Source organism: Defluviitoga tunisiensis, from assembly GCF_000953715.1.
Classification (GTDB): Bacteria; Thermotogota; Thermotogae; order Petrotogales; family Petrotogaceae; genus Defluviitoga; species Defluviitoga tunisiensis.
In genome coordinates this window covers 1,539,484-1,565,844 of record NZ_LN824141.1, presented here as the reverse complement: position 1 = coordinate 1,565,844, position 26,361 = coordinate 1,539,484, and the positions used below count along the sequence as shown (strand labels likewise).

The 26,361-nt window shown below is 29.4% G+C and carries 22 protein-coding genes; 5 read left to right on the top strand and 17 right to left on the bottom strand.

Annotation, left to right across the window (positions count from 1 at the left end; translation table 11 throughout):
* Nucleotides 1-7 precede the first annotated feature (7 nt).
* Together DTL3_RS07125 and DTL3_RS07120 are read left to right on the top strand one after the other, a co-directional pair.
* Nucleotides 8-1,756, top strand: a complete 1,749-nt coding sequence (locus DTL3_RS07125; protein ID WP_045088122.1) for a phospho-sugar mutase — start codon at nt 8-10, stop codon at nt 1,754-1,756.
* 50 nt (nt 1,757-1,806) lie between these two features.
* On the top strand, nt 1,807-2,703 hold the full coding sequence (locus tag DTL3_RS07120) for a tyrosine-type recombinase/integrase (RefSeq protein ID WP_045088121.1): 897 nt from the start codon (nt 1,807-1,809) through the stop codon (nt 2,701-2,703).
* A gap of 75 nt (nt 2,704-2,778) precedes the next feature.
* Here the strand turns inward: DTL3_RS07120 and DTL3_RS07115 are convergent, their stop codons facing one another.
* From DTL3_RS07115 to DTL3_RS07105, 3 genes are all read right to left on the bottom strand, one after another.
* Nucleotides 2,779-3,588: a bifunctional 5,10-methylenetetrahydrofolate dehydrogenase/5,10-methenyltetrahydrofolate cyclohydrolase gene (locus tag DTL3_RS07115; RefSeq protein ID WP_045088120.1), complete on the bottom strand. Its 810-nt coding sequence runs from the start codon at nt 3,586-3,588 to the stop codon at nt 2,779-2,781.
* A gap of 247 nt (nt 3,589-3,835) precedes the next feature.
* Nucleotides 3,836-5,500, bottom strand: coding sequence for a formate--tetrahydrofolate ligase (locus tag DTL3_RS07110; RefSeq protein ID WP_045088119.1), 1,665 nt, complete (start codon nt 5,498-5,500; stop codon nt 3,836-3,838).
* Nucleotides 5,501-5,764: 264 nt separating this feature from the next.
* Nucleotides 5,765-6,937 (bottom strand): MalY/PatB family protein, encoded by a 1,173-nt coding sequence (locus DTL3_RS07105; RefSeq protein ID WP_045088118.1) that lies wholly within the window; start codon nt 6,935-6,937, stop codon nt 5,765-5,767.
* 1,223 nt (nt 6,938-8,160) lie between these two features.
* On the opposite strand from DTL3_RS07105, the gene DTL3_RS07100 reads away from it, so the two are divergent.
* Together DTL3_RS07100 and DTL3_RS07095 are read left to right on the top strand one after the other, a co-directional pair.
* Entirely contained in the window at nt 8,161-8,790 is a 630-nt protein-coding gene (locus DTL3_RS07100; RefSeq protein ID WP_045088117.1) for a TetR/AcrR family transcriptional regulator, read from the top strand.
* Complete coding sequence (locus tag DTL3_RS07095) at nt 8,780-10,108, top strand: D-alanyl-D-alanine carboxypeptidase/D-alanyl-D-alanine-endopeptidase (RefSeq protein ID WP_045088116.1); 1,329 nt, start codon at nt 8,780-8,782, stop codon at nt 10,106-10,108. Before DTL3_RS07100 ends, DTL3_RS07095 begins: the two co-directional genes overlap by 11 nt.
* Before the next feature lie 70 nt (nt 10,109-10,178).
* Here DTL3_RS07095 and DTL3_RS07090 read toward each other — a convergent pair whose 3' ends face one another.
* The 7 genes from DTL3_RS07090 to DTL3_RS07060 form a co-directional block, all read right to left on the bottom strand.
* Nucleotides 10,179-11,402 (bottom strand): 6-phosphofructokinase, encoded by a 1,224-nt coding sequence (locus tag DTL3_RS07090; RefSeq protein WP_144403498.1) that lies wholly within the window; start codon nt 11,400-11,402, stop codon nt 10,179-10,181.
* A 26-nt stretch (nt 11,403-11,428) separates the two neighbouring features.
* Nucleotides 11,429-12,232, bottom strand: coding sequence for a CRISPR-associated endoribonuclease Cas6 (cas6, locus tag DTL3_RS07085; RefSeq protein ID WP_045088114.1), 804 nt, complete (start codon nt 12,230-12,232; stop codon nt 11,429-11,431).
* 90 nt (nt 12,233-12,322) lie between these two features.
* Complete coding sequence (locus DTL3_RS07080) at nt 12,323-13,426, bottom strand: ABC transporter ATP-binding protein (RefSeq protein WP_045088113.1); 1,104 nt, start codon at nt 13,424-13,426, stop codon at nt 12,323-12,325.
* An 18-nt stretch (nt 13,427-13,444) separates the two neighbouring features.
* Nucleotides 13,445-13,699, bottom strand: a complete 255-nt coding sequence (locus DTL3_RS07075) for a type II toxin-antitoxin system Phd/YefM family antitoxin (protein ID WP_045088112.1) — start codon at nt 13,697-13,699, stop codon at nt 13,445-13,447.
* A 118-nt stretch (nt 13,700-13,817) separates the two neighbouring features.
* Nucleotides 13,818-15,164 carry a B12-binding domain-containing radical SAM protein gene (locus tag DTL3_RS07070; protein ID WP_045088111.1) on the bottom strand — a complete coding sequence of 449 codons (1,347 nt, stop codon included), beginning with the start codon at nt 15,162-15,164 and terminating at the stop codon, nt 13,818-13,820.
* A gap of 102 nt (nt 15,165-15,266) precedes the next feature.
* On the bottom strand, nt 15,267-16,031 hold the full coding sequence (locus DTL3_RS07065; protein ID WP_045088110.1) for a type III pantothenate kinase: 765 nt from the start codon (nt 16,029-16,031) through the stop codon (nt 15,267-15,269).
* A 12-nt stretch (nt 16,032-16,043) separates the two neighbouring features.
* Complete coding sequence (locus DTL3_RS07060) at nt 16,044-17,090, bottom strand: L-threonylcarbamoyladenylate synthase (protein ID WP_045088109.1); 1,047 nt, start codon at nt 17,088-17,090, stop codon at nt 16,044-16,046.
* Between the two features lie 210 nt (nt 17,091-17,300).
* Between DTL3_RS07060 and DTL3_RS07055 the strand changes: the two genes are divergently transcribed.
* Nucleotides 17,301-17,645, top strand: coding sequence for a hypothetical protein (locus DTL3_RS07055; protein ID WP_045088108.1), 345 nt, complete (start codon nt 17,301-17,303; stop codon nt 17,643-17,645).
* A gap of 21 nt (nt 17,646-17,666) precedes the next feature.
* On the opposite strand, the gene purD is transcribed toward DTL3_RS07055, so the two are convergent.
* Genes purD through purQ form a run of 7 tightly spaced genes read right to left on the bottom strand, consistent with a single transcriptional unit; the run spans nt 17,667 to nt 26,359 of the window.
* Nucleotides 17,667-18,905: a phosphoribosylamine--glycine ligase gene (gene purD / locus DTL3_RS07050; protein WP_045088107.1), complete on the bottom strand. Its 1,239-nt coding sequence runs from the start codon at nt 18,903-18,905 to the stop codon at nt 17,667-17,669.
* A gap of 40 nt (nt 18,906-18,945) precedes the next feature.
* Nucleotides 18,946-20,472 carry a bifunctional phosphoribosylaminoimidazolecarboxamide formyltransferase/IMP cyclohydrolase gene (gene purH, locus DTL3_RS07045; RefSeq protein ID WP_045088106.1) on the bottom strand — a complete coding sequence of 509 codons (1,527 nt, stop codon included), beginning with the start codon at nt 20,470-20,472 and terminating at the stop codon, nt 18,946-18,948.
* Between the two features lie 51 nt (nt 20,473-20,523).
* A complete protein-coding gene (purN, locus tag DTL3_RS07040) occupies nt 20,524-21,093 on the bottom strand; it encodes a phosphoribosylglycinamide formyltransferase (RefSeq protein WP_045088105.1) in 570 nt (189 codons plus the stop codon).
* A gap of 51 nt (nt 21,094-21,144) precedes the next feature.
* On the bottom strand, nt 21,145-22,122 hold the full coding sequence (purM, locus tag DTL3_RS07035; protein WP_045088104.1) for a phosphoribosylformylglycinamidine cyclo-ligase: 978 nt from the start codon (nt 22,120-22,122) through the stop codon (nt 21,145-21,147).
* A 22-nt stretch (nt 22,123-22,144) separates the two neighbouring features.
* A complete protein-coding gene (purF, locus tag DTL3_RS07030; protein ID WP_045088103.1) occupies nt 22,145-23,509 on the bottom strand; it encodes an amidophosphoribosyltransferase in 1,365 nt (454 codons plus the stop codon).
* The gene (gene purL / locus DTL3_RS07025; protein WP_045088102.1) at nt 23,503-25,698 is read right to left on the bottom strand and encodes a phosphoribosylformylglycinamidine synthase subunit PurL; all 2,196 of its coding nucleotides are present in this window, start codon (nt 25,696-25,698) and stop codon (nt 23,503-23,505) included. Before purL ends, purF begins: the two co-directional genes overlap by 7 nt.
* Nucleotides 25,691-26,359 carry a phosphoribosylformylglycinamidine synthase I gene (gene purQ / locus DTL3_RS07020; protein ID WP_052670428.1) on the bottom strand — a complete coding sequence of 223 codons (669 nt, stop codon included), beginning with the start codon at nt 26,357-26,359 and terminating at the stop codon, nt 25,691-25,693. The genes purL and purQ overlap by 8 nt, the downstream gene beginning before the upstream one ends.
* Nucleotides 26,360-26,361: the final 2 nt, after the last annotated feature.

The following is a 26,361-nucleotide window of genomic DNA, read 5'->3' as shown; positions in this document are numbered from 1 at the left end:
ATTGCAATTGAGAGACTATTTAGCAGTTTATAAAACTTGGTTATCAAGTCCATATATTGATGAAATTGCAAAGAGTGAACTGGAAGCTATAAAAAATAATATAGATGAGATTAAAGAGCGATTTTATAAAGATCTTGAATTTGGAACTGCAGGATTGAGAGGAAAGATAGGTATAGGCAGTAATATGATGAATGTGTACACTGTAGGCAGAACTACACAAGCCTTAGCAGATTATATAAAAGATTATGGTATAGAAAGATGCAAAATGGGCGTAGCTATTGCCTACGATGTGAGACATATGTCTAAGGAATTTGCTAAACTATCTGCTTTAATTTTAGCAGCAAATGGTATAAAAGCTTATTTATTTGAAGATATTAGACCCACACCTGTTTTATCATTTGCTGTAAGATTTCTAAAAACAACTGCAGGAATTGTAATTACTGCTAGTCATAATCCAAAAGAATATAATGGTTATAAAGTTTATTGGGATAAAGGTTCACAAATTCAAGATGATATTGCCAATGGAATAGTCAAAAAAATTGAACAGATAGGCTATGACTTTGAAAAAATTAAAAAAATAAGTGAAGATGAAGCCCTAAATAAAGGTTTACTTCAATATATTTCTAAAGAAGTAGATGAAGAATATATTAGACGAGTTAAAGGTCTAGCTTTGAGGGACAAAGAAATAGATAAAAGTATATGTTTAGTCTATACACCACTAAATGGAACAGGTAATTATTTTGTAAGACGCGTTCTTAAAGATAGAGGATTTAAAAATGTATTTGTTGTTAAAGAACAAGAACATCCTGATCCTGATTTTAAGAGTGTAGCCAATCCAAACCCTGAGTATGAAGTAGCCTTTGAATTAGCTAAAAGACTAGGTGCAGAAAAAAATGCAGAACTTCTACTGGCTACGGATCCTGATTGTGACAGAGTTTCGATGGAAGTTTTAGATAACAACAATAAATATATTATGCTCTCAGGAAATATCACAGGAGCACTTTTAGTTAATTATATTTTAGAAAGTATGAAAGAGAAGGGAACGCTAAAAAACAATCATGTTATTATTAAGTCTATAGTTACAGGAGATTTGGCAAGTAGAATTGCTCAAAAATATGGATTAACTGTTTTTGAAACATTAACTGGTTTTAAAAATATATGTGGTAAAGAAAATGAATTGGAAGAAGAAGGAATATATGAATTTTTATTTGGTTTTGAAGAAAGTATAGGATATGTTATGGGAAATTTTGTTCGAGACAAAGATGGAGTAATTTCTTCCATGTTAATTACTGAGATGAATGCTTACTACAAAAGTTTGAATAAAAATTTACTAGATGTATTAGAGAATATTTATCAGGAATTTGGATATGAACTAGAAAACAATTATTCTTTAATTTTAGAAGGCATTTCAGGTCAGGAACGAATTAAGAGAATAATGAAACATTTTAGAAATGAGTTCCCTAAAAATATATCTGAGTTAAAATTGCAAAAATATGCCGATTATTTAGAGAAAAAAATTTATTACTTTACTGATGATAATAATATCTCTAAAATTGAAGATATTGTAGATCTACCTAAGTCTGATGTACTTAGATTTTGGTTCAATGATGGTTCGTGGTATGCTATTAGACCATCTGGTACAGAACCAAAATTAAAGATTTATGTTTATGCATTTGATAAAGAAAAAAAACAATGTGAAATGAAGAAAAATCTAATAAAAAAGACTATAGATGATATCATTTCAAAAATTATATAATTCATTAAATATTTTATATTGTACGAAGTGAATTAAATGGGGGACTTATGATGAAAGATTCAAGTTTAGATAAACTTAATAATATCCAAGAAAATGAAATTGATGAATATATCGACGAATTTTTATCTTATCTAAAGTTTATTAAACGTAGAGCAGATTCAACAATCTATGAATATAGAAAAATATTAAATAAATACAAAAAATTTGTATTAAAATACGGACTTACAAGGACTTGTTTTTTAAAATATTTAGAACATATATCAAATTTATCTCAAAGAACTATAAAGTTAAGAATCGTAGTTTTAAGATCTTTTTTGAATTATCTCTATGAGAACGGAGAAATATCAGGTAATAGGTATTGGAAAGATGCAAATGCGAGTGTACCAAGTGAAATTCCTAAGGGATTAACAGAGGAACAATTAGAAATTTTGTTTTCTGTTATTGATAATGAATTTGATAAAATCTTTTTTAATTTGCTCGCAACTGTAGGTCTTAGAATTTCAGAAGCTTTGCATCTTAGAGTAGATGATATAATCTTTAATAAAAATTATGCTGAATTAATTATTTATGGAAAAGGTAATAAGCAAAGAATTCTCAAAATCTCCAAAGAATATGCTGAAGAACTTGTGAAATTTGCAAACGGAAAAGAATATCTTTTTTCAAATAAGGAAGATTTTCCTTTTACTTCTCGGACCATGGAGAGAAGATTCAAAAATTATGTTATAAAAGCTAATAAAAAAATAGAAAAATTAATCACAGATAAAAAAATGAATATTAACTATATTAATGCAACACCTCATGCTTTAAGACACACTTGTGCTAAAAGACTTTTAAATTCGGGCAAAAATATAGAAGAAGTTAGATATATTCTTGGTCACACAACAATTTCCACAACTGGAATATATGTTCGAGCTGATAATCACAGTTCTTTACTGGATGAAATATAATTTCTTACGAATCATAGAAAATTAGGCAGAGGGCAAATAGTAGTTTATTAGCCCTCTACCTAATTAATATTGTATTTAAATACTATTATTTATGGCAGCTCTAAACACATTTCTTATCAATATTAGGGAAGTAACACTTCCTACTCCTCCTGGTACTGGGGTGACTTCACACTTTTCTACTACCTCACTTGACACATCTCCAACTATTTTTCCATCTACAACATTAATTCCAACATCTATTATTGTTGCTCCTTCTTTAACAAAGTTTTGCTTTATATAATTAGCTCTTCCAATGGCAACTACTAGAATATCAGCTTTTTGGGTTATTTCGTTTAGATCTATGGTTTTTGAATGGGCAACTGTGACGGTAGCATCTCTTCCTCTTTTTAGTAGCAATATGGCTACTGGTTTACCAACAGTAGTACTTCGTCCAACAACCACCACATTTTTACCTTGAATCTTTGTGTTCTCCTCAATTATTTTTACAACTGCTTCGGCTGTACATGGCACAAACAACTCTTCTTCATAATACATAGATCCTATGTTAAAGAAACTAACTCCTTCAACATCTTTTTTAGGATTAATATTTCTTGCTATATCTAATTCCGAATATCTTTTTGGTAAAGGTCTTGAAACAAATATACCATCAACTGATTTATCTTCGTTATAGTAATTTAAGTCTTCTTCTAAATTATGACTCTCAATTATTTCTAAATTTACTCCATATTTCTTAGTGGTTTTTTTTTGAGTTTTTAAATATGATAAAGTTGAAGGATCTGGTTCAACTACTAAACTTATTAACTTAGGTTCATGACTAACTTTACTCTTGAGTAACTCTATTTCTTCATTTAACTCATGTAATATATTTTTAACATCAATATACATACTTAGATCCTCCTATTGATAGACATTATACAGTCTTTAGAAATTCCAAAATCCTTATTATATATATGTTTTAGAATTCAATTTTTAACAAAAGACCTCCTCAGTTCTAATCCGCACTAATTTTGAATTTTTAAACTTTTTTGGTACTTGAACTCTAGGAACGTAGAGGGCTTGATCTGGACTTGTTATAAATTCAAATGCTAACTCTTAGAAATTCTCATTTCTAAAGTCATTAGTAAACATTAAATTAATAAAGTCCTATTATATTTCCATTTTTATCTATATCAATATTAACTGCATTTGGAACCTTTGACAATCCTGGCATTCTAAGCATGTCTCCAGCTAATCCAACAATAAAACCGGCTCCAGCTGATAACTCAAAATCTCTTATAGTAAAAGTATAATCTTTTGGAAATCCAAGTTTGTGTGGATCGTCAGATATGGAATATTGCGTTTTAGCCATTATTATTGGAAGCTTATCGTACCCATACTTTTTCAAAAATTTCATGGATTGAATTGCTTCACTAGTATACTCAACTCTTCCAGCTCTATATATATTTTTAACCAATTTATCAATTTTTATTTCTAATTCGTCTTCAAAGTTGTATATTGTTTTTAATTCTGAATCTTTTTCACATGATTTTATTACTTTTTCTGCTAAATCGACGGCTCCTTCAGAACCTTTTTCGTAAGATTCATTTACACTACATTCGACTCCTAAATCTTTAACAAAATCAAGAACCAATTTAATTTCTTCTTGTGAATCAGTTTCAAACTTATTAATAGCTACTATTACTGGTAAATTAAATTTTTTCAAATTTTCTATATGAACTTGTAAATTGGGAAGACCTTTTTTAAGACTATCTAAATCAGGAATAGAAAGAGCAGATTTACTTTGCCCTCCATGGTACTTTAAAGCTCTTATAGTAGCAACTAGAACAGTTGCTGAAGGATGTAATCCAAAAGTAGGGCATACAAAATCATAAAATTTTTCAGCACCTAAATCAGAACCAAACCCGCTCTCTGTTACAACATAATCAGAAAGCTTTAACGCTAGTTTAGTTGACGTAATTGCATTTGTACCATGTGCAATATTAGCAAAAGGACCGCCGTGAACGAATGCAGGTGTATTTTCTATCGTTTGAACAAGGTTTGGGTTAATCGCGTCTTTTAGTAGAACCGCAAGCGCACCTGATATTTCTAAATCCTTAACTGTAATTGGGTCTCCTTCCTTATTTCTTGCAACAACAATTCTTGAAAGCCGTTCTTTAAGATCTTCTAGGTCTTTTGATAAACATAAAATAGCCATTATTTCTGAAGCAGTAGTTATGACAAAACTATCCTCTCGAGGATAGCCGTTATTCTTTCCTCCTAAACCCACAACTATGTCTCTTAAAGATCTATCATTCATATCCATAGCTCTAGGCCATAGTACCCTAGTAGAATCTATGTTTAACTTATCATATTTTATATATGTATCAACTATAGCTGAAATAAGATTATGAGCAGTTGTAACAGCATGAATATCTCCAGTAAAATGAAGATTAATATCTTCCATGGGCAGAACTTGAGCGTAGCCTCCACCTGCAGCTCCTCCCTTAATTCCCATAACTGGTCCTAAAGAAGGTTCTCTTAATGTAACTATCGAATTTTTCTGTAGTTTATTTATTGCCATTGAAAGGCCTATGCTAGTAGTTGTTTTTCCTTCTCCTGCAGGTGTAGGGGTAATAGCTGTAACCATTATTAGTTTCCCATCTTTTTTAAAATCTAACTCATTTAAATATTGATGAGATACCTTTGCAATATATTTTCCATGAAGATTATAATATTCTTCTGGAATGTCTAATTCATTTGCTATGCTGACGATCTTTCTCATTTTCGCTGAACGAGCAATTTCTATATCTGTCAACATTTGACCAACCTCCCTATTATGATTTAGTAATATCTTCAGAAATCCTAAAAACGTCATTATATATATTTTTTAGGTTTGATTTTTTACAAAATACCTCCCCACTTCTAATTTTTGCCGACTCTTAATTTTTTACATTTTTCGTACTTGTACCAAGAAAAAAGGAAGTGGGCTCCACCCTAGACCCATTATAAATTCAAAATTCTATTTTTAAAATATGTTTTGGATAAGGGTTTTAAAAAATCTTAAAGATAAATAAGTTGATATTTATATTAAACTTTTAAAAGCATTATAAATGTTGTCACAAGCTTTGACTAAAATTTTTCTTGGACAACCTATATTCATTCTAAAAAATCCTTGGCCTTCTTGCCCAAAAATACTTCCTTCTTCTAATCCAACATGTGCTTCATTAATTAAAATATTTTTTACAAAAGATTCGCTTCCATATCTTCTAAAATCTAGCCAAAGTAAGAAAGTTCCTTCTGGAGGATTTATTGTCACCTTCGGAAGTTTATGTTTAAAAAATTCGATCACATAATCAATATTTCCTTTCAAATAATCAATCAATTCATCGAGCCATTTTTCACCATATTGATAAGCAGCTGAAGCAGCTAATAACCCAAATATATTAATGCTCATACTTGAAATACTAGATAAAACAGTTTCATATTCTGTCCTTATTCTTTCATTAGGAATCACAACAAATGAAGTTCTAAGCCCAGCTAAATTAAATGTTTTACTTGGAGCATAAAAAGATAAAGTTGAATCTTGAAGTTCTTTTGAAAGTGAGGCAATTGGCAAGTGTTTATTGTTATAGATGATGTCACTATGAATTTCATCTGAAAGTATCAAAACATCATATTTTAAACACAATTCTCCTAACATTCTAAGTTCGTTTTCTTCCCAAACTCTACCAACTGGATTATGAGGACTACAAAATAGAAGTAATTTTGTTCTTTTTTCTGACAGTTTTTTCTCAAGATCGTTAAAATCAATTTTATATCTTCCATTTTCAATTTTCAAAGGATTGGTTAAAAGAGTTCTTCCATTAGAAGTAACTAAATTAAAAAATGGACGATAAACTGGTGGTTGAATTACAATACTATCTCCAGGTCTTGAAAAAGTTAATACAGCAGTTTTAAGTGAATCTACAACACAACTGTTCATTATTACCCAGTTTTTATCGATTTTCCAAGTGTGCTTCTTGAATACCCATTTAATAAAAGGTTCAATATACTCATCTTTTAACATAGGATATCCAAAGACACCATGCTTAACCCTATCTTCTAAAACATCAATAACTTCAGGTGGTGATTTGAAATCCATATCTGCAACCCACATTGGTATTATATCGTTTCTTCCATAAATATTAAGAAGATTACACCATTTCTCAGATTCAGTATTTCTTCTGTCAATTATTTCATCAAAATCATATGCCATTTTAGATCTCCTTTAGTATTATTATTCAGTTTATTATATAACTATTTTACCATAAAATTTAATAATACATCGTTTAATTTTAACTTTAATCAATATTATCAATATATATAAAATGTATAAAATTCTATAAATTTCAGATTAGTATATACATTATTTACTAATTATATAAATATAAAGTATAAACATATTGCAGATTATTTTTAAAAAATATCATTACATATACAGTATATATAATTATAAGAACGAAAAATTCCAAAAAAATATTTATGAAAATATTTGAAAATGCGGTATAATAAATACTAATTAACAACATATATAATCGACTTACTTTCAATTTATGATGAGAATTACGCCAAACCTGACTTATATTTCTTAGTAAATTAGAGAAGCCCTATCCTAATTAGTGAGAAAAAGTTTAATGGCTCCAGACCAAAATTTTATGTTCAGATGAATTTTAAAATACTGTGATAACAGTTAATGTACTATTTAACTATTTGACTTTTTGGCAGATAAAGTTCTTAGAGATTTAAGAGTAGAGTTCAATCAATAATATTTAAAATATACTTATAGGTATTTAATGCATTTACAATGTGCAAGTTTATGTTATAAACATATTGATTTATTGTTATGTAAATAGGTGTTTTATTTGCAACTTTATAATGTATATACGCTGTACAAACTTTTGAAGAGCTATTTTTATGTTTATATTAATATTTATTTACGTGTGAGATCTTATTTTTTTCTATATCCTTTTGTTAATGAGGGTTTAGCAATTAATCAATCTATAAGAACAATCTTATAAAATATAAAATTAGTGTCGGAAAACCTAAGTTTTCCGACAAAAGGTAAAAACACTCTACTTTTTGCTTTTTTATATTCCTAAAATCAATGGTTCTCTTTTAAATCGTTTTTAAGGCGTTCTTTTTTCTTCTGAATATAAAATCATATCCTTTATTAATAAAACATAAAATAAGCGATTCTACAAAGAGGTATCTTTTAAGATTATGCTATAAAAACAAACTTGATATTTATGTGATAAAATGTCACTTGAAATAAAAACTCCCCTTTTAATATTATATAATGTATATTATATGATAAAATACAAAGTTATTTATACAATAAATACAATTTATAAACTATTAAAATGACTATAAAAGCACAAGATAAATGTATATGTATATACTATTTTTATAATATAAATTGATTTATAGTTAAGGTGGTTTATGTCTAAAAAAAATAAAACTCGAAAAACTACTTCTTCTAAGATCCAAGTACTAATTGATATAGCAAAAGTGGAATTATTAAATAAAGGAATCTCTCGATTTAATTATGAAAAAGTAATTAAATCAGCAGGACTAAGTAAATCTACTGTGTATGAAAAATATGGTAAAAAGGAAGATTTTATAATTTTCCTAATTAAATCTATTTTAGATGAGCTATATATATCCTTTAAAAAATATGTGGATGAGTTAAAAAATTTTGATGAGATATTAGAATACATTTCTAATTTAAACTTTGATATTGAATCAATCTTAAAAGAATATCCTATTGATGATTTTTTTACTAATAAAAGAATTTCCACATTTGTGAATAACTATTTTTATCAAACATATGGGCAGGTGATTGTAAATAAAATAATCGAATTTCAAAAACAAAATGAAGTTAGAAATGATATTGATGCAATATATATTTTGGAATTCTTAATTTCCGTTACCAAAGGTATGGGATTTTTATTAAAAAATCGAAACTTTAAAGAAGTTGTAACAAATTATAGAAAATTAATTGAAAACGCTCTTAAACCAATTGAAAAGATTATCATTGTAAAAGGAGATGCTAATTTAGGTGAAAAATAACAAAATTATTTCTCAAGCTTTATTGATCTTTTTTATTCTTCTAATATTTATTTCTATTTCTTTTGGTGTACCACTTTCAAGTAGAACACCACTTTCTAGAGACGGAGAATCATCTGATTATTTAGATAGAATCGAAGTTATTGATCCTTCTAAAGTTTATCAAACTCCAATTGAATATCCAACTGTACAACAACCAAGCTTTGAAAATACTATGGATTCGATACTTAATCTGCTTAATTCCTTTGAAGGATTTGTTGGAATGGAATTAAGAAATCTTTCATCAAACCAAGTCTTACTATCTTTTAATGAAGACAAACTATTTACACCAGCTTCATTATCAAAAATAATTACCGCATTAATTTCTTTAGAATCTCTAGGGACTAATTATCGATTCGAAACTCAAGTATTTAGATCTTCGCCAATTACATCTAATTATAACGGAAATATTTATATAAAAGGTTTTGGAAATCCTGTGTTATCTTCTGATGAATACAAGTATATATTAAAAAAAGCTACCGTAGATCAAGGAATTACAAAATTATATGGAAATATTGTATTTGATTACTCTTTTTTGACAGAAGAAGGATTTGGCAGAGGCTGGATGTGGGATGATCCTCAACCCCAAATAGCTTCGATTAACATTTGGATGAGTAGTCATGAATCTTTAAAATACAAAACTAATGGTGAAATAAAAGATTATTTGAATTTTCTAACCACTGTTTATTTGCAGGAATTGGGAGTTTCATTTTTAGGGGCTATAGAGTATGATGTGGTTCCCTTCAGCGCTTCTTCAATTTATACACATTATTCCGTTCCATTAAAAGAAATAATTAAAACTATGTTGGAAACTAGTGACAATCAAATAGCTGAACAACTATTTAGAAATCTAGGAGCAATATATGGAAAAGGAACAATATCCGATTCTGAAAAATATTTTAAACAAAAAATTGATGAAATTTTAGGATATAAACCTAGTCAATATGTACTAAAGGATGGTTGCGGTTTATCAAAGTACAATCTTCTTTCACCTAAAATGATAAATGACGCAGTGTTGTATCTATATAAAAATTATAGTTCAAGTTTACTCGATTGGCTAGCTGCACCTAATGAAGAAAGTACTATTAACAACAGATTCAATTTTGAAATATATGCAAAAACTGGCACTTTATACTATGATTCTGCTATATCAGCGATTATTAGAACAAAAAAAGGCAATTTATATTTACTCACTCTTATTGAAAATAATTTTTCTTCATCTAGACAAAGTGTAAAAGAATTTGAAAATACTATTATAAATATGATTTATAGTGCTCTTTAAGTAATTGAGATTGAATATAATAAATGACTCAGATTATATAATCTGAGTCATTTATTATTATCTTATCTTTTTATTTTTCATTTAAAGGAAAATAAACGTAATCAGGAATACCGTCTTTATAATCTGGGTAACTTTCACCAAAAATCAATGGTTTAGCATATTTAATAAATTTATCATTAACACCATACCCATCATCTGCAATAAATTCCTCAGGCATATACTTAGTATTATTTGCTACCTCAAATAAAGGAACTTTCCCATATTGAACTTGATATGGTTCGTTAGAGACTCTATTAATAGTAACCATAAATCCTGAAATACCACTTAAAGCCAAATCTAAAGCTACTTCACCAACTTTTATAGCTTCCTCACGATCAGTTTTGCTTACAATATGACCTGAACTTCTTTGTAGGTAATCTGGCACTGCAACGTGTACTTTTAAACCCAACCTTGTTAATATAATATTAGCTACTACCCTTCCTGCATCTCCTAATTGTCTGTTTCCAAAGCTGTCTGTATATCCCATATCTGATACAAAAGAACCACTTTTATATCTTATCCCTTCTGATACCGCAATGGTGCAGTATCCATTCTTCTCAACTTCATATTTAACTTTATTAACAAAGTTGTCTTCATCAAATATTCGTTCAGGAAGGAGAATTATATGTGGACCAAAATCTGCATTTAATTTTGCTAAAGAAGTAGATGCTGCCAGCCAACCAGCGTGTCGTCCCATTGTTTCCATTATGAATATTTTGGTAGAGTCTTTTGACATGCTCCTTGTATCTATGCTAGACTCAAGCATAGATATTGCAAGGTATTTAGCTGCAGAACCGTATCCTGGTGAATGATCTGTTCCGTATAGATCGTTGTCAATAGTTTTAGGAATTCCAATTACTTTTAAATCATAACCTATTTTTATGGCATATTGGTCAATTTTGTGTGCTGTATCCATAGAATCGTTTCCGCCGTTATAAAAGAAATAACCTACGTTATACTCATCAAATATTTGAAATAATCTATTAAAACCTTCATTATCATCATCCTTTAATCTGCGTCTACATGAACCAAAAGCACTTGAAGGTGTGTAGCTTAACGCATGAATCTTTTCAATTGGTTCTTCTTTTATATCTAATAAATTTCCTTCTAGAATACCAGAAATGCCATAAATTCCAGCATATATTTTATTTATTTCTTCAGATTTTAGAGCTTTCGAAATGAGCCCATAAGCACTTGCGTTTATAACACTTGTAACTCCTCCCGATTGAGCGTAAAGGATATTCTTACTTTTCAAAAAATCCACCCCCACCATGTTAAAGTTTAAGGTATAAATTCATTTTTATGTTTTTGATTATCAGTGTATTCTAGTTCTCTGTTTTTTACTTTGTGTTTAACAGGAAAAACCATACCAAATCCTTGAGCATTTTTTGCGCCTAATCCAGAATTAAGAGCAAGCTGGATTAAAGAAGCATCACCTCTTAAAATAAAATATCCAGTCCATCCTTTGATAATAATATCTTTGTAAAATAATAACTTCTCGTTCTTTTCAGTAATACCATATGGTTCTATAGAAAAGTTACTACTGTTAGCTTCTATTTTTAAAGCTTTAGCCTTTCTTTTTAGATTGTCTTCTACAAGTTTTTTGAAATCGCTTGAGTAAGGAGAAAAATAATGTGTATACCTGCTACCATTGGGCAAAAGAATAGTAGAATAAGCTGTTATTGGAGACAATGTTTTTACCAATAATTCCTCACTTTTTACCTCGCTTATAATTTTTTCATACTTTAACAAAGTAAAATAGTTTTTTTCGATTCTTAAAATCTTTTGATCATCTAAACTTTTTAAAACAGCTTCGACTAATTCGTCCATAGGTGAAGCAAAAAAAATACTGAACGTTCCTTCAAACTGCATTCTTTTATTGTATACTTTAAATGAGTTATGAGGATAAATTCTAGAGTAAGTGAAAAGTTTTAGCTTTTTATCATCAGATTTTGTTCCTTTATCGTGATAATATGGCATAGATTCAGACATCAAACTATAAAAAAGTCCTTGAAGAGGCCTGTTGTAATGAACAGGCAAGTTAACATCTTTACCATCCAATGAGCCTAACACCAGTTCTATCACCAATAAAATCCCCCCAACTTTTATTGAATTATAATCTGTATATAAACATACTTCCCATCGCTTGTACGATGGGAAGTTACAAAAAAATGATTAAAAAATAGCTTTTTCAGTTTCTTTATCAAAAACATGTATCATTTCTAAATCTATTACAATATTAAATTTTTCTCCTACTTTTGCTCTAGTTTGTGGACTTACTTTTGCTGTTATAAATTGATTAGAACCTACAGTAACATGTAACAAAGTTTCACTTCCTAATGGTTCAACAACATCAACTGTAGTGATAATTGTATTAGTTTCGTCAGCAACCTTACTTTGAGACTTCTCAGTTAAGTCTTCAGGTCTTACTCCAAAAACAACATCTTTATCAACATAATTCTCTAAAAGATGCGCTTTATCATCTGGAACTTTAATAGAAAATCCATCGCCTTTTAGCCAAAAACCATTCTGCTTAACAACACGAGCAGGTAGGAAATTCATAGGTGGTGTACCGATAAATCCAGCAACAAAAAGATTTGCAGGATGATCGTATACATCAAAAGGATCTCCCACTTGCTGAATAATTCCTTCATGCATAATAACTATTTTATCTGCCATAGTCATAGCTTCAACTTGGTCGTGTGTAACATAAGCAATGGTAGCTTCTAATCTTTGGTGCAACTTCTTTAATTCAGATCTCATTTGAACCCTTAATTTTGCGTCTAGGTTTGAAAGAGGCTCATCAAATAAGAATACTTTAGGATTTCTAACAATCGCTCTTCCTACTGCAACCCTTTGCCTTTGACCTCCAGAAAGCTGCTTTGGTTTTCTATCTAATAAGTGTTCAATCCCCAAAATTTTTGCTGCTTCTCTTACTCTTTTTTCTATCTCATTTTTGGGAGTTTTTCTTAATTTTAAACCGAAAGCCATATTATCATATACAGTCATATGAGGATATAAAGCATAATTCTGAAAAACCATGGCTATATCTCTATCTTTTGGTTCTACATCATTGACTACTTTTCCATCAATTTTTACAACTCCACTTGTTATGTCTTCCAATCCTGCTATCATTCTAAGTGTAGTTGTTTTTCCACAACCTGATGGTCCTAACAAAACCAAAAACTCTTTATCTTGAATAACAAAATCGGCGTCTTTTACTGCATGAAACCCATTAGGGAATATCTTGTTAACTTTTTCTAATTGAACTTCTGCCACTTAAATGCACCTCCAACTTTAATAGTCAAAATCTTTAAAAAATTTCTGTATATCTTTAAATTTATCAAAATCTTCTACATCAAAAAGAGATAGATCTTTTATTTCTTCAACAAATTCCATTATCTTTACAAATTTATCATAATTAATTACCACACTGATTGGTATACCATTTTTTGTGATGATAATATCGTGGTCTTTTGAATCATCAATAACTTTAGAAAACTTTGCTTTTGCTTCAGCAATACTATAAAATTCAGCATCGCTTAGATTCATTTTTTCAACACCCCTTGACTATAATTATAGTCATTTTTTATTATTTTGTCAACCTGAGTAAATTAAAGTAATTCTTCAATAAATGGTGTTAAATCGAATTAAATATGAATAATTAGAACTAATGTTGATATTTTAATTGAGCATATTGTTTAATTTCTTTTATTTCTTCGATTGATAGGCCAAAATCAAACAAATATGGTAAGTAAGTATTGTTTAGAATAAGAGGATCAGTATCTTTTTCTATATACCCTTCAGCCACTAATTTTAAATATTCTTGTGTTCCAGGTATAGGGGTAAATTCATTTAGATTTATACTAATTTCTAATTCATAACAAAAATCTATGGCTTCTATTACATCCGTTTTGCTTTGTTCAGGAAGATTAAGAAGTATATATGCAGAAATTTCATCCTTAGTAAACCCTTGTTTTTTTAAATTTGCTACAGCTCTAGCAAGATCAGCATTAGTTACTTTAAACCCTGTTTCTTTTTGTACATTAAAATCATGACTCTCATATCCAAGTTTAATGGTTTTGAAATTAGCCTTCTTCAATAATGAAGCAATCTCGGGAGTAACCCTTCTTGCATGTATACCGTTAGGAAGATGATATCTTACCTTAAATTTAGACAATTCTTTCAATAGATCATAAATATCTTTTCTTAATAAGAATGCATCATCAAAAAAAACAATATCTTGAATATTTGGTCTTTTTTTTAATATATAACTTATATTGTTTAAAATTGCAGGGATAGTTCGACTTTGAAACTTCCACATATTAGGGGTAATACAATAAGAGCAATTAAAGGTACAACCAATCGAACTAATTAGCACTACATAAGAAAGATCTGAATCATAAAAATCATAACTCAAGTCGATCTCTTCAAACCAATTAAAATTATCTAAAGCATCTGTGGATAAGCCAAGTTTTTGAAGTACTTGTTCCAATGGTTTAATACCTGTTCCAGAAAATACATCCACACCATATTTAGAAAAAGTTTCTTGGGCATGTTTCGGATATATCGAGGAATATATTCCACCCAAAAAGATTGGAACTGAAGGAAAATATTCTCTCAACAATTCTATTGTTTTTAATCCTCCATAATACCAATAAGTTAACGTTACACCAACCAAAATTGCATCAATCTTATGATCACTTTTTATAGCCTCTAGTTTATTTCTTACTATTTTTAAGGGGATTCCATATCTTTTAAACGCTCTAGGAACTTTTTTTAATATCGGGGGCTTATCAACTATTTCATTATAAAATTTACCCGTACCATATTTCTTACTTTTTGGTATCTTGAACTTTACTAAATCTATGTCATACCTATTTAATAAATCTAAAAAAATAACGTTATGTCCTAGTAACTTTAAAATTTCAGCATTGTATAGCAAACCTAATGGTTTCAACCAAAAGTCATATGCGGCGGAATCATATATCCATGGATTTACTACTAAAAAATTCAAGCAAACTCCTCCTTAGACAATAAATAAACTCTTTAAATATACTATTTCTAATATAAAGTTTAATATAGAATTTGCTTTTTAAATAAAAATTACTATCAAAATTTATACATTAATTTCTTCTAAAAAATATAAAATTCCTTTTAAAGTAAGATAGGGGTCATATTTATCATAATTTAAAAATTTGTTTGATATAAATTTTGCATCTCCACCAGTTGTGACCACATAAAAATTTTTCTTTCTTTCATTTTTAATTTCTTTGATTAATCTATCTAAACCAAATAATATGGTTTTTATTGTTCCAATCTGTATATTATCAATAGTATTTTTTCCTATGTTGTAATCTAGCAATGCTATTTCAACTTGAGGAAGATTAGCTGTTTTAGAAAATAAAGAATTTATAGCAGTATTAAATCCTGGAACTATTGCTCCTCCGACAAAATTTCCACTCTCTAGAACGTCAACTGTAATAGCAGTACCAAAATCAATTGCTATCACGTTATCGCCATAATCTTTTTTTGAAGCAATAACATTTGATATCCTATCTGCACCGACTTGTTTAGGATAGTCAACTAGATAGGCAATATTATTAATCTTTTTATCAGAACTTACAAAAATTGGTTCAATTTTAAGAAATTTACGAGAAAATTGGGACACAATAAAATTATTTTTAGGAACCACCGAAGATATACCAAGTTTTGAAATCCCTAATAGGTTTAAATTTGCGTAAGTACTAAGCGTTATCAAATTCGAAAACAAAACGTCTTCAGAATCAAAGCTACTAGGTCCTAATCTCCATAAAGTGAAATTCCCATTTTCATGAAAACCTACTGTAGTGTATGAATTTCCTATGTCCAATAAAAGCTCCATGAAAGTCTCTCCTTACTGAATTATTTTATGAGCAGCCTTCCTCAATCTATTCATAACGGCAATTCCTATTCCTTTATCCTCAATACCTTCTACTATAATGATCTCTGACTGTCCATCATACTTACGCAACATCTCAAATAATTTTATTGCAAACTCATAATAATTATCTTCACTGCCGATGATATCACAATTCATATTATTTTCTTTATAAAAATTACAATGTTCGCGTAAACAAAGAATTATAGGATTAGAATATTTTTTATATTCTTCTATTACTTTATAAATCATTTTTTCATTGACTTGATGTTCTATTAAAACAACGGGTGTATCAGGAGAATAATGTCTATACTTCATACCTGGGGCCTTAATATAATCTGCTTCTACATGTCCGTATGCAAAGTCTGGAATTTCTATATCACCAAAAATTTCTGCAATCTTTTGTGGAGGAATAGGACCGGGTCTAAGTAAAACTGGTTTTTCCCCGGTAGTTAAATCTATAACTGTAGATTCAATTCCAAATTCAACTTTTCCTCCAACAATAATATAATCTACTTTATCTTTCATATCCTGTATAACATGTTCTGCCAAAGTAGCACTAGGTTTCCCAGAAATATTTGCACTGGGTGCTGCAATAGGGACACCAGAATATTCAATTAGTTTTGACGCAATTGGATGAGCAGGCATTCTAATTGCGACTGTGTCTTTTCCAGCGGTAACGATGTCGGGTACTATTTTCTTTTTTTTCAGTACAAAAGTAACTGGTCCAGGAATTAATTTTTCAATCTTTTCTAATAAAGAATAAGAAACATATGCATACTCTAAAAATGATTTTATATTTGCAATATGTAGAATTAAAGGATTGTCAAAAGGCCTTCCTTTTGCAATAAATATTTTTTTTACTGCTTGCTCTGAAAGCCCATTGGCACCCAATCCATATACAGTTTCGGTAGGAAAAACAACTGTTTTATTCTCGCAAATTGCCTTAGCAGCTTCTTTTATTTTTTCTTCCTCAATATTAAAAGGATCTATTTCTAGTATAATCGTTTCTAAAGTTTTCATTAAATATCATCCTCTCAATTTTGTAAGATTTTTATATAGTAAAAAATATCTTTACTACTAATATTATACAAAAAAAAGGAGTAAAAGTAAAATAAATGACTATATTCATCTATAATCTACTATAATTAGATATAATTGTTAATAACGACATAGAAATTTATGAGTTCTTTTGATATAATTATCTTAATTCAATAAAAAGGAGAATTAAAGATGAGTGAAGAAAAAATTGAGTTTCTTTTATCAGAAATAGGAAACATAGAAAATAATTTGGATAATTCATTAAAAAATAGCGATTTTGAAGGATTTTCAAAATCGCTAGAAGAAAGGTACTTGCTATTAAAACAATTGGAATACTATAAAACAGATCCTAGGGTTTTAGAGGTTGTCAACAGTATTTTAAAAAAGGATTCTGCTAGACATGATTTAATAATAGATCAAATAAATAAACTAAAGGTTAATCAGTTACAAATACAAAAAAGCAAAAAAGCCATGAAAAATGGTTATTTAAAAGTTGAAGAAGGAATGAGAAGACATAATATAAATAAAAGTGGTTAAACTTCCTTCTTTAGTCAAATATTATAAATCAGATCTGTAATATTTTGATTCAAAATCGATCTTTTGGGCATCTTCATAGATTACTTCTCTTACTTTTTCTAATGTTTCTGATCTATTTACTATACTTAATACTCTTCCTCCGTCTGTTAAAAGATCCATTCCTTCTTTTTTTACTCCTGAAAAAAATATTTTCGAATTGATATTGGATTGAAATGTAATTTTTTCACCTTTTTTGTAGGACAAAGGATAGCCTTTGCTACAAAGAACTAAACATAAAGAATATCCATTGTGCCATTCTATTTCAGAATTAATAATTTTTGTTTCAATTATACCTTTACATAAGTCTACTAAATCACTTTTCAAAAGGTATAATATGGATTGAGCTTCAGGATCACCTAACCTTACATTATACTCCAATACATAGGGTTCTCCATTTTCAATAAGCAAACCAATATATAGAATTCCTTTATAAAATAAATCTTCCTTCCTTAAACCTTCAACTGTCGGTATAATAATTTTTTCATTGATTAATTTCTTCATTCTTTCATTGATATCTGGATGCGGAGTTATAGCACCTAACCCGCCTGTATTAGGCCCTTTATCTCCGTTTAGTAATTTTTTATGATCTTTTGAATAAGTTAATATTTTATAGTTGTTTCCATCTAAAACTAAAAATAAAGATGCTTCAAACCCGTTTAAATAATCTTCTATCACGATTTTTTTTCCTGCTTCAAGAAATTTAGACTCTTCCATCAGACTTTTTACAGCATCACAAGCTTCATTGAAATGGTTACATATAAATACACCTTTTCCAGAGGCTAAACCATCAGCTTTTATAACTACTGGATAATTAATCGTTTTTGCATAATTAATTGCTTCATTTGAATTTTCATAGATCTCAAAATTAGCTGTTTGAATATTATTTCTTTTCATAAACTGTTTTGAAAAAATTTTACTACTTTCTAGACGAGCTGACTTTTTTTCAGGTCCAATAATTGTTAAGTTAGCTTCTTGGAACTTATCTACTATTCCATTTGCTAGATAATCTTCTGATCCGACAAAAGTCAAATCAATTTTTTCATCTTTAGCAAAATTGAATATTTGCTCTATAGTAATAGCATTTACTAATATACACTTCTTTTCTAAAGAAATTCCTTCATTTCCGGGTGCAACAAATACTTGTTCAACTAAATCACTTTGTGCAAATTTCCATGCAAGGGCATGTTCACGTCCGCCTTTTCCAACAATTAGTACCTTCATAATAATTACAAACCTCCTAAAGAACTATTAGCTTCATTTATTAATGCTTAAAATGTCTCATGTCTGTAAACACCATTGCAATACCATACTTATTACATGCCTCAATTGACTCATTATCCCTAATTGAACCACCAGGCTGAATAATAGCCTTTATTCCAAATTCTGCAGCTTTTTCTACAACATCGCTAAATGGAAAAAAAGCGTCAGAAGCTAAAACATCCGCACCTTTACCTTTACTTCTTTCTAATGCATCAATAGCAGCCCATATTCTATTTGTTTGACCTGCTCCTATTCCAGTAGTTGCCTTGTTTTTAGAGACAACAATGGCATTAGATTTAACATGTTTCACTGCTCTCCATGCAAAAAAAAGCTCTTCTTTTAAATCTTCAGGGACTTGAGCTTCTGTAACAACTCTAAAATCATTAATAAATCCTCTATCTATTTCTTGAACTAACATTCCACCGTCTACAGAGATATATTCATATTTGTCTAAAGGTTTAGTTATCATTTTTAAAATTCGTAAATTTTTCTTTTTTTGTAATATTTTTAATGCCTCATCATCAAAATCTGGTGCCATTACTATCTCAATAAAAATTTCTTTCAATAAATTTGCAGTTTGAACATCAACTTTTCTATTAAAAGCAACTATACCTCCAAATATTGATACGGGATCACACTCATAAGCTTTTTTATATGATTCAACAATGCTATTTCCAAGAGCGATTCCGCAAGGAGTATTATGTTTTACAGCACAACAAGCTATTTCTTCATATTCATTCACAGCTCTCCAAGCTGCTTGTGCATCTCTTAAGTTATTATAAGATAGTTCTTTTCCATTTAATTGTTTAAAAGTTGTCATACTGCCTTTTTTAACTGGATCCTGATAAAAAGATGCTTTTTGATGAGGATTTTCTCCATATCTCATTTCTTGCAATTGTTCTAAAGGAAGAGTAATATATTTTCCAAACACATCTTGTGTTTGAGGAACAACATCTTCTAAATATCTACAAATACAGGAATCATAAAAAGCTGTTAGTTGAAAGGCTTTTAATGCTAGATACAAACGATAATCTAAAGTTATTTCTTCTTGATTTTTTAATTTTTTGATTAATTCTTCAGCATCAGCGTCATCTACAAGTACAAACACATGTTTATAGTTTTTTGCTGCAGCCCTAATCATAGTGGGGCCACCTATATCAATATACTCTACAATTTCCTCTAACGTTATTTCAGGTTTCTGAGTTACCTCAAGAAAGGGGTATAAATTAACATAAACTAAATCTATTGGTTCGATTTTAAAACTTTCCAATGTTTTCATATCTTCTTTGTTATCCCTTCTGGCTAAAATGGCTCCATGTATAAGTGGGTTTAAAGTTTTAACTCTACCTCCTAATATTTCTGGAAAATTTGTTACTTCTTCCACAGATGTAACTTTTATCCCATTTTCAATTAATTTACTAGCTGTTCCCCCAGTTGAAATAATCTCTAAGCCAAGTTCTTCTAAACTTTTGGCAATACCTACAACTTTATCTTTTTTGAATGTACTAATTAAAGCTCTTTTTAACAATTAACTTACACTCCTTTCACTTTTTATATTTAAAATATCTGTATATAAACATTAATTATTTTTTGCTAAAACTCTCTTAATGATTTTAGGATATGTTTTGTGTTCAATTTTGTGAATTCTTTTCTCTAACGATTCGATAGTATCGCTCTTCTTTATTCTAACTTTCTTTTGAAATATAATCTTTCCAGTATCTACACCCTCATCAACGTAATGAATAGTAATACCAGTATATTTTTCTTTGTTTTCAAAAGCCCTAGCAATGGCATTAATTCCCTTATAATTTGGAAGTAAAGAAGGGTGTATATTTATTATTTTACCTTTATAATAATTTACTATGTAATCGGGTAAAATACGCATATATCCAGCCAGAACTATTAAATCGAAGTTGAACGATTTTAAATGTTCAAAAAGAGTATGATTATATTCGCTTTTATTATTAAAACAATGATAGTCTATAATCTTATAATCTACGTTTAATTTTTTGGCTCTTTGAATAACAAAAGCATCTTTATTATCAGTAATTAATTGTTTAACTCGTATGGATTTCGATTTGGAAAAATAAACACAAATAGATTCAAAGTTAGATCCGTTCCCAGAAGCTAATATAATAATCTCTTTCATTCAGAAACATACTCCTCAATTTTTTTATTTTAATTATTTCCTGAAAAACTTCTATATTTTAATTAATATTTTTTTATCAATATTATTTTTTTCTGCCGCTAAAACTTCTCCAATAACTTGGACTTCTTCTGAAAACTCTTTGTTTAATATATCCGACACAATTTTTAAATTATCTTTTGAAACTATATATACCATCCCTATACCCATATTAAAGACATGAAACATTTCTTTAATGTCTACACCGGCATTCAAAATATCTTCAAAAACTTTTGGGATTTTCCAATTAAATTCTAAACAAGCACACAAACCATTAGGTATTATTCTCGGTAAGTTATCAATTAAGCCTCCACCGGTAATGTGTGCAGCACCTTTGATGAGATCTATTATTTGTAAGGTTTGATTAACATATAATTTAGTAGGATTCAATAAATCATCAGTGACCTTAATCTTTTTTTCACTCAACAATTTTCTTACAAGTGAAAACCCATTCGAATGAACCCCTGAAGAAGTTAATCCAATTATTTTATCTCCAACTTCTATCTTTGAATAATCGAAGATCCTATTCTTTTCTGCTATCCCTACCGCAAAACCTGCAACATCCTCATTGTTATTGTAGAAAACACCTGGTAATTCTGCAGTTTCTCCGCCCAATAATTTGCAATCAAATTCATTCAGCGTTTCATTTAAATGTTTTATAAAACTTACAAATTCTTCTTTATTTAATGAAGATGTAGCATAATAATCTAAGAAAAATAATGGTTTTGCAGTCATACATACTAAATCATTTAAATTCATAGCTACGAGGTCTACTGCAGCTGTATTCCACATTTTATAATCTCTAAGTAACTGGAGTTTTGTACCAATTCCATCAGTGCTAGCAACTAATATTGGATCATTATATTCTAATAATATTTCTTTTAATGAAAATAAACCTGCGTATGCGCCAATATTATCTCCTATAATATTCTTTATTGAGGATATGCTTTCATTCGCCTTATTTATGTCAACTCCAGAATCTTTGTATAACATTTTATTCCTCCATTATAGAAATTTATGTTACTTGAAAACAATGAAAACAATAGTTTTTGCCTTTTTTCCCCAAATAGTTTAAGAGAAATTCTAAAGATATAAACTCTAAAGAATCAGCATCTAAAAGTATTTTTATATCAGTTTTTGTTCTATTAGCACCAATTATCTCAGACTTATCGGGAATGTCAATTCCCCAAAAACATGAATTAACTACCATAGGAGAAGCTATTCTAATGTGTACTTCCTTAGCACCATTTTCCTTCAACATCTTAACTATATGTTTCATTGTCGTTCCCCTAACCATTGAATCATCAATCAAAACAATCTTTTTATTTTCAATAACAGCATTTACTGGTGAAAGCTTTCTTTTTACACTTAATTTTCTATCCTTAACATCAGGGTCTATAAATGTTCTTCCAATATATTTATTTCTCATTAAACCTAGTTCCATAGGAATTCCCGAGGCCTTAGAATATCCTAAAGCTGCTGAAAAACCACTATCCATAACGGGAACAACTATGTCTGCCATGACAGGATGTTCTTTTGCTACTAATTCTCCTAGCTGTTCCCTCATTAAATGAACGTTATCTCCAAAAATATTAGAATCGGGCCTTGCAAAATAGATATGTTCAAAAAAACAGTATTTATAGTCTTTATTTTTGTTTACTATAAAACTTTTAATTCCATTTGAATCTATTTGTACCATTTCTCCGGGTTCTATTTCTCTTATCTTTGCTCCATTTAAATTAAAAAACTTGAATGCGCTATCTTCTGAGGCTATATATATACCATTCTTTGTTTCGCAAATAGCTAATGGCCTATAGCCAAATCTATCTCTAAATGCAACAATTTTATTTTTAAACAACAAAAGCAAAGAATAAGAAGGTGAAATATTTTCATCAATTAATTTAGTTATTTCTTCAGTATTCCAACTCGAAGGTAAACCATTTAAATTGGTAACCAACAGATGAGGGATTAATTCTGTGTCTGAAGTTGTAATAAAAATCGTTCCTTTTTCCTCAAATTGATTCCTTAAATAATCACTATTTCCTATTTGCCCGTTATGGGCTACACTAAAATATTCTCCCTTATATTTAACAGTTAATGGTTCAGCGTTTGTATAATTTGAAAAACCATTTGTGGAATATCTAACATGTCCAATCCCAAAAAAACCTTCCATTTTTTTAACTACTTCTTTTGTAAATACTTCGTTTACTATACCCATTCCTTTGTATGTTTGAATCTTTTCTCCATCAGATACAGCTATACCAGCTGATTCTTGTCCTCTATGTTGTAAAGCGATTAGACCTTCAATAATATATGAAGTTATGTTATAAGATGGGTCTTTTGAATATACAGCGAATAATCCACAATTTTCTTTTAACATCTATTATCCTCCAAAATGTTTGGAATGCTATTAAAATATATATTATTTAATTCCTCTAAATCAAATTTATGTGTTCCAATATCTATCCCTTTTTCTTTACTTACAACTTTTCCGAGCTTTTTAAATTCAATTTTTTTAGTCGTAGCAAATTCTTCCAACTTCGAACTATCAGTGGGTGAAATGGATACGATAAACATACCCTGATTCTCACCAAATAACTCCTCGATAGTTGACCCTACATTGCCTTCAAATCCCAAATTACTACAAATACAAGTTTCAACAATTGAAAACAATAATCCACCTTTTGAAACATCATGTACACTTTTTACTAAGCGTTTATCAATTAGCTCAAGAATGAATTTATGTAGTTGTAATTCACTTAAAGGATCCACAGTATCTATTTCTCCGCCAATAAAATCTTTTAATATGTATAAAAAAAGACTACCTCCTATTTTTTCTAAATTTATCTGCTGTTTTCCAATTAGATATATTTCATCGTTTGTTTCTTTGAACTTTTTATTGATAATTTTAGTAATATCTTCGATTTCTCCTACCATACCAATAATAGGCGTTGGATATATTGATTTATCTTTATATGAATTATAAAAACTAACATTTCCGCTTACAACCGGTGTGTTTAATTCTCTGCTTGCACTAATTAGGCCTTCAATAGTTTGTTCAAATTGCCAAGAAATTTCATTCTCTTCTGGATTTCCAAAATTTAAATTATCAGTAATTGCTAAAGGTTTCGCTCCAATAGAAATTAAATTTCTCGCTGCTTCGTAAACAACATTTTTGGTTCCTTCATATGGATCTAAATATGTATAAATCTCATTGCTATCAATGGTAAGAGCTATTGCATTTTGAGTACCTTTTAACCATATAGCAGAAGAATCTGCATAGCCTGGAATTATCAAAGTATTTGTGCCTACTTGATAATCAAATTGTTCATAAACCCATCTCTTACTTCCAAAAGTTGGATGAGCTAAAATTCTTTTTAAAATAGAATCTGCACTTTCTTCTATTGATGGTATTTTTCTTCCCCTATTTATATAAAAAGATGTGGGTACTACGTTATTTTTATAAAACTCAGGGGCATTAACCAACACATCTATATCTAATTCTGCAAGAATTTTTCCTTGTTCTTTTTCAAATACTCTGTATAATGACGTTTGAATTGTTTTTCCTATTATTGCAAATTCAAGCATGTATTTATCACAGATTTTTTTTATTTGTTCCTCACAACCTTTTTCAATTAGAAAAAGCATTCTTTCTTGTGACTCAGAAAGCATTATTTCCCAGGGTTTTATATCATTTTGTCGAATTGGAACTTTGTCTAAATATAATTCACACCCCAATTTACCTTTATAAGCCATTTCTGAAGTAGAACTTAAGATGCCCGCAGCTCCCATATCTTGACATGCCTCTACACCTTTAATTTTCATTATTTCCAAAGAAGCTTCGATCAAGTTTTTTTCTGCAAATGGGTCTCCAACTTGTACAGAAGGTCTTTCTGGCGATTCTTCCTTTCCAAATTCCTTAGAAGCAAAAGAAGCACCATGAACACCATCAGGACCAGTTTTAGAACCAACATAGGCCATTAACCTATCAGGACCATCAGCATGAGATGACATTAACTCGTCTTTTTTAGAAACTCCGATACACATAACGTTAGCTAAAGGATTATTATTGTAAGTTTCATGAAACGATATTTCACCAGCAACAGTTGGAATCCCTATAGTATTTCCATAACCACTAATTCCAGAAACAACGCCATTAAATATCTTTTTGACTTTGGATTCTTTAAGATCTCCAAATTTTAAAGAATTAAGTAAAGCAACTGGTCTTGCTCCCATAGCTAAAATATCTCTTACAATTCCCCCAATACCTGTTGCAGCTCCTTGATATGGCTCTACTGCACTTGGATGATTATGACTTTCAACCTTAAATACTATAGCATTGTCACCAATTTCAACATAGCCTGCATTTTCACTTTCAAAACTACTGTTTAATTTTTTTAAATAATATTTTGAATGCTTGTAACCACAATGTTCAGACCATTGAGCAGAAAAAAGATAGGTTTCAAATTCGTTTGGTTCTCTTCCTAATTTATCGACAATTAAATTATATTCTAATATTGAGAGTCCTAAATTTAAGGCTAATTGTTGAATATTCACCGAGTTATTCACGAGTTAAATACCTCCTAATAGATTCAAAAATTGGATTAAATTCATCATAACCTAAAAACGGATGACAAGATCTTTCTATATGAAGCATAGTCCCAAATACGTTCATATCTTTATTAACAATACCGGCAATATTCTCACTAGATCCATTAGGATTATGAAGAAACTTAAAAATAATTTGATTTTCATCAATTTCATTATTATTAACCACATATCTACCATATCTGCTAGCAATCGAAAATCTAAATGTATTATTGTCAGGATTTATTGAATTAGAAAATGGAGTTTCGAGATTTATAGCTTCAACCAAGACATCTTTACAAATAAAAGTATTAGATTCATTTAAAGCTAAACCTCCTGGCAATAAACCAACCTCTGTTAATATCTGAAAGCCATTTCCTATCCCAACCACTAAACCTCGATTTTGTAAAACGTATTTTTCAATGCTTTTTATTACATTAGAATATTTTGCAAAAGCACCAGGCCTTAAATAATCTCCAAAAGAAGAACCTCCTGGCAAAAAAATTAAATCGTATTCTAAGGATTGGTCAAAATCATGCCATAAATAATCAACTGAAAAGTTGTTCCGCTGTAGTGCAAAATGGGCATCTCTTTCTCCACTAGTTCCCGGGAAAACTAATACTGCTGTTTTTATTATTTTCACTA

Excerpts from the sequence above, each read along its gene's own strand:
- DTL3_RS07110 (WP_045088119.1), bottom strand. The coding sequence starts at position 5,500 with ATGTTGACAGATATAGAAATTGCTCGTTCAGCGAAAATGAGAAAGATC.
- purF (WP_045088103.1), bottom strand. The coding sequence starts at position 23,509 with ATGTTAAAAGAAAATTGTGGATTATTCGCTGTATATTCAAAAGACCCA.
- DTL3_RS07065 (WP_045088110.1), bottom strand. The coding sequence starts at position 16,031 with ATGGAGCTTTTATTGGACATAGGAAATTCATACACTACAGTAGGTTTT.
- DTL3_RS07055 (WP_045088108.1), top strand. The coding sequence starts at position 17,301 with ATGAGTGAAGAAAAAATTGAGTTTCTTTTATCAGAAATAGGAAACATA.
- purN (WP_045088105.1), bottom strand. The coding sequence starts at position 21,093 with ATGAAAGAGATTATTATATTAGCTTCTGGGAACGGATCTAACTTTGAA.
- DTL3_RS07100 (WP_045088117.1), top strand. The coding sequence starts at position 8,161 with ATGTCTAAAAAAAATAAAACTCGAAAAACTACTTCTTCTAAGATCCAA.
- DTL3_RS07120 (WP_045088121.1), top strand. The coding sequence starts at position 1,807 with ATGAAAGATTCAAGTTTAGATAAACTTAATAATATCCAAGAAAATGAA.
- DTL3_RS07075 (WP_045088112.1), bottom strand. The coding sequence starts at position 13,699 with ATGAATCTAAGCGATGCTGAATTTTATAGTATTGCTGAAGCAAAAGCA.
- purM (WP_045088104.1), bottom strand. The coding sequence starts at position 22,122 with ATGTTATACAAAGATTCTGGAGTTGACATAAATAAGGCGAATGAAAGC.
- DTL3_RS07115 (WP_045088120.1), bottom strand. The coding sequence starts at position 3,588 with ATGTATATTGATGTTAAAAATATATTACATGAGTTAAATGAAGAAATA.
- purD (WP_045088107.1), bottom strand. The coding sequence starts at position 18,905 with ATGAAGGTACTAATTGTTGGAAAAGGCGGACGTGAACATGCCCTTGCA.
- DTL3_RS07060 (WP_045088109.1), bottom strand. The coding sequence starts at position 17,090 with ATGAAAACTTTAGAAACGATTATACTAGAAATAGATCCTTTTAATATT.
- DTL3_RS07105 (WP_045088118.1), bottom strand. The coding sequence starts at position 6,937 with ATGGCATATGATTTTGATGAAATAATTGACAGAAGAAATACTGAATCT.